At 34.6% G+C, this 3950-nt stretch carries 6 protein-coding genes and 1 pseudogene; 3 read left to right on the forward strand and 4 right to left on the reverse strand.

Features of this window, described 5'->3' with window-relative positions:
- Positions 1-113: 113 nt before the first annotated feature.
- Positions 114-392 carry a hypothetical protein gene (locus tag B2R82_RS08655; protein WP_286924474.1) on the reverse strand — a complete coding sequence of 93 codons (279 nt, stop codon included), beginning with the start codon at positions 390-392 and terminating at the stop codon, positions 114-116.
- 299 nt (positions 393-691) lie between these two features.
- On the opposite strand from B2R82_RS08655, the gene B2R82_RS08660 reads away from it, so the two are divergent.
- A complete protein-coding gene (locus B2R82_RS08660) occupies positions 692-835 on the forward strand; it encodes a YjcZ family sporulation protein (protein WP_286924475.1) in 144 nt (47 codons plus the stop codon).
- Between the two features lie 97 nt (positions 836-932).
- Here the strand turns inward: B2R82_RS08660 and B2R82_RS08665 are convergent, their stop codons facing one another.
- Positions 933-1679, reverse strand: a complete 747-nt coding sequence (locus B2R82_RS08665; protein ID WP_376781270.1) for a polysaccharide deacetylase family protein — start codon at positions 1677-1679, stop codon at positions 933-935.
- Positions 1680-1911: 232 nt separating this feature from the next.
- On the opposite strand from B2R82_RS08665, the gene csaA reads away from it, so the two are divergent.
- Both csaA and B2R82_RS08675 read left to right on the forward strand, forming a co-directional pair.
- Positions 1912-2244 (forward strand): chaperone CsaA, encoded by a 333-nt coding sequence (csaA, locus tag B2R82_RS08670; protein WP_286924476.1) that lies wholly within the window; start codon positions 1912-1914, stop codon positions 2242-2244.
- A 321-nt stretch (positions 2245-2565) separates the two neighbouring features.
- Positions 2566-2781: a hypothetical protein gene (locus tag B2R82_RS08675; RefSeq protein ID WP_286924477.1), complete on the forward strand. Its 216-nt coding sequence runs from the start codon at positions 2566-2568 to the stop codon at positions 2779-2781.
- Positions 2782-2813: 32 nt separating this feature from the next.
- Here B2R82_RS08675 and B2R82_RS08680 read toward each other — a convergent pair.
- Both B2R82_RS08680 and B2R82_RS08685 read right to left on the reverse strand, forming a co-directional pair.
- Positions 2814-3438 (reverse strand): annotated as a pseudogene (locus B2R82_RS08680) (O-methyltransferase).
- Positions 3425-3778: a hypothetical protein gene (locus tag B2R82_RS08685; protein ID WP_286924478.1), complete on the reverse strand. Its 354-nt coding sequence runs from the start codon at positions 3776-3778 to the stop codon at positions 3425-3427. Before B2R82_RS08685 ends, B2R82_RS08680 begins: the two are co-directional and overlap by 14 nt.
- Between the last annotated feature and the right edge of the window lie 172 nt (positions 3779-3950).

Consider the following 3950-nt stretch of genomic DNA (forward strand, 5'->3'; position numbering starts at 1 on the left):
CACTTTCTTGACAGAAGACCATTTTTGATTGACCTGAGCGACTTTTCTAACGTGCCGAGCGACTTTTGGGTTCACCTGAGCAACTTTTCTGTCGAGCCGAGCGACTTTTAGGTTCACCGAGCAATTTTTCTGTCGAGCCGAGCGACTTTTGGGTTCGCCTGAGCAGTTTTTCTGTCGAGCCGAGCGACTTTTGGATTCAACTGAGCAGCTTTTCTGTCGAGCCGAGCGACTTTTGGGTTCAACTGAGCAGTTTTTCTGTCGAGCCAAGTGACTTTTTGATTGACCTGAGCTACTTTTCTGTCGAGCCGAGCGACTTTTTGATTCACCTGAGCAGTTTTTCTATCGTGCCGAGCGACTTTTAGGTTCACCTGAGCGACTTTTGATTTGACCAAACCGTTTTCTGCTAATCAAAGTTGTTACAGGGTTTGCCCAATTATGACCGTTAAAAAGACTTTTCTTCCTTAATTTAATTTTTAAATCTATTTTATAGACAATTCACTATACAAATATAGTTATCAAATCATAGTAATAGTAGTGTAAAGCTAATTTAGCTTTGCACCTCCTAGTTTGTGGTTTAGGGTCACTTTGGTTCGAGTGATCCTTTTTTATTTAAAAGTTTTTTAATAGATGAATAACTCCCCTCCTATTAATGGCTTTACATATTATAGATTGTAGAAAGGAGAGGAAAATTATGAGTTACTGGCAAAGTGGAAATGTAGGCAGCTGGAACAATTATAACTGTGGGGGCAATAACAATGGCTACGGTTCAACATTTGCCATTATTGTTGTTCTATTTATTCTTTTAATTATTGTCGGTGCTACTTTTATTAATTAACGCTACATTGGAAAGTTTTAAAAAATACTCCATACTAATTAGTCAACCTTACCTACTACAGTAAACAGGGTCACCTCAAAGTGACCCTGTTTTAGTTTTAGCGTTGTTTATTTTCCTTCTTTTTATTTAATCTTTGTATTTCAAGAAGCTCTGAAATCGTGACAAATTTATAGCCTTGTTGTTCAAGCTCAGGTAAAACCTTTTTTAACGCTCTTACGGTTTGTTCTCGATTTCCTCCACCATCATGAAATAACACAACACTCCCTGGCTTTGCGCCTTTTAAAACTGTATTGATAATCTTTTTTTCTCCAGGACTCTTCCAATCAAATGTATCTAAATGCCATGACCACATCACCACTTTATAGCCTTCTTTGTGGATAGCGTCAATCATAGCATCTGTGTATTGTCCCTCAACTGGCCTAAATAAAACAGGAGAGTACCCTGTAATCCCATAGATAGTTGCATGAGTTTGCTTTATTTCTTTTATTAAATTAGAAACATTTGTTTTAAAAGGATGTGTATAGGTATGAATGGCAAGTTCATGATTTTCATCGTGTATACGTAAAGCTAGCTCTGGATTTTTTTCTGCATTTTCTCCCACAATGAAAAATGTGGCTTTAGCATCGTATTTTGATAATACATCTAATATTTCAGGTGTATACTTTTTATGAGGACCATCGTCAAAGGTAAGGGCAATTACTTTTTCATCCGTTTTTATATCCCACAAAATTTGTCCTGCTTCTTCGTAATATCTTCTTCCTTTGTCTGCAAAAGATTTATCATTTATTACGAATACGAATAGTGCAAAAATGCATAATGATAGTAAAAGATATTTTTTCCTCAAGTTTTCACCTCCTGCAAATACTTTCTATCCTTTATTATTTGAGATTCAAACTAAAAAATGCTTTGATTTTTGTTTTATTAAATGCCTAAAATGTCAATTATTAAAAACAATTTCTGCATAATGTGTATTCAAATGGTATAGTAGTAGTCAGGAACATTTTTTGTAAATAAAGGTGTAGAAAGATAAATCTTCAATTAGATGATATTAACTTTCATATTAAAGGAGTACTGTAATGGCAACTATAGAGGACTTTGTTAATCTTGATATTCGGATTGGTACTGTTATCCAAGCAGAAGAACTTCCAAAAGCTAGGGTTCCTGCAATTAAAATGAGCATTGATTTTGGTGATGCTTTAGGAATCAAGCAATCATCTGCACAAATTACTAAACGCTATACACCAGAAGGGATTATAGGGAAACAAGTCGTAGCTATTGTCAATTTCCCTCCTCGGCGTGTGGCAGGCTTTAAATCTGAAGTTTTAGTAATCGGTGGCGTGCCTGTAGAAGGAGATGTTATACTCTTGGCACCAGATCAGCTTGTGCCAAATGGAACTAAAATAAGCTAAAAACAAATCGCTATTTGCAGGATATGGATAGTAATTACATTTTTATAGTAAAAAAGGAGTTTGTGATGGAACTAATTTTTGCGCTTTTACCTCTTATAGGCATATTTATTTTTTATCTTATTCCTGCTATTTTTATCATTTGGTTTTTATTTAAATTTATTAAAATCCAGCAGGAGCAGACGGAAATCCTTAAAAGCATTTCAGATAAGTTAAATAGGAATATTTAAAATGATAGAAGACTGCAGCTAAACTGGAAGGGTTTGCTAACAGTCTTTATATATATAAACTAAAATAAAGTGGAAATGAAAAGAAGGAATTTGTATGGAGAAAAATTGTAAATCTATTCTTATTTCAATTGGTTGGATCAATGCATTATTTGCTTTTGTTTTTTTTCAATTATTTTGTGGCATAATTGCTGTCTGTATGGGCTTTATTTTGAAAAAGGATTATCATGCAGAAACTCACGGTCTAGCCTTAATGATTGTAGGAATCATAACTGGCATTGTTGGTTGGATTCTCAATTATTTTAGACTATGAAGAAAAAAACAACAAACTATTCATAATGTCTGTCAGTGCTTCACTTTTGAAATTGTCATGCCGTCACCATTGGCATAATAACCGATTCTAGTTGAGGATGATTAGCTACTATGGCATTGAATTCTTTCATCAATGCTGTATAGCGCTTAGGTGTCACATTAGAATCAGCCACACTGCCAGCAGCAAGGACATTATCAGTAACGATAATCGCATCAGTATTTGCAAGCCGCACACAATATTGTAAGTAGTTTTCATAATTTTCTTTATCAGCATCAAAAAAGAAAAAATCAAATCTTCGTCCATCCTGAACTAACTTTTCTAAGCTTTGTAAAGCCTGGCCTGTCATATAGTTAATTTGTTTTCCAAATCCTGCTTTGGATTCATTATTGTAAGCTAATTGTGAATATTTTTCCTCTACTCTAAAGACAATAATGTACCATCGCAATCTAGACCTCTAGCTAAACAAATCCCACTATATCCGCCAAGCGCCCCAATTCCAAGGATGCTTTGAGCTTTAGTCATGGAAACAAGCATTGTTAAAAGCTTTCCAGATGAAGGTGAAACAGAAATAGCTGGCAATCCTTGTTCTGTAATGGACGAGATAACCTCCTCTAAAATGTAAAAGACAGTATCAATGTATTGATTAATTTTTTTCATGTAAGCTATTTCCTTCATCATTATTATCCTCAGTTGGATCTAATGATGAATTTTCCTCTGTTTCACTTTCATGAATATCAAATAATTGGATAAATTCATTAATAACCATATCAATTGCCTTTAACTCTCCTATTAAAATAGGCTCAATGGATTGAAACTCTGGCTGTTCTAATTGTTGCTTGATCGTTGCACGCTTTAAATTCATCATTTCTAAAAATGCAATAGCTCTTCCACGGCGGAATGTTTTAGGACCTCGGTGTGAAGAGCCGTCCCTTCCTCTATGATGCTCCCCGCGATGATGCCTTTCTTTTCTAATTTCCTTATCGATTTCACTTTTCATATGCGAATCCCCTTTCTTATGTATACATCACTATGCAAATAAATTGTATACATACGTATACACATTGTCAATTGTGATTATTTATGAAATATCACTAGCGTCGCATTAAAATAATTCAACGTTTCCATTAAGTCTGAATTTTCCGTAATCCAATCCTGACATAAAAAAATCC

The organism is Lysinibacillus sp. UBA6686, assembly GCF_002455205.1.
In the GTDB taxonomy this organism is placed as follows: Bacteria; Bacillota; Bacilli; order Bacillales_A; family Planococcaceae; genus Lysinibacillus; species Lysinibacillus pakistanensis.

What these genes read in the sequence shown, in the direction of transcription:
- B2R82_RS08660 (WP_286924475.1), top strand. Translation starts at nt 692, where the DNA reads ATGAGTTACTGGCAAAGTGGAAATGTAGGCAGCTGGAACAATTATAAC.
- csaA (WP_286924476.1), top strand. Translation starts at nt 1,912, where the DNA reads ATGGCAACTATAGAGGACTTTGTTAATCTTGATATTCGGATTGGTACT.
- B2R82_RS08675 (WP_286924477.1), top strand. Translation starts at nt 2,566, where the DNA reads ATGGAGAAAAATTGTAAATCTATTCTTATTTCAATTGGTTGGATCAAT.
- B2R82_RS08685 (WP_286924478.1), bottom strand. Translation starts at nt 3,778, where the DNA reads ATGAAAAGTGAAATCGATAAGGAAATTAGAAAAGAAAGGCATCATCGC.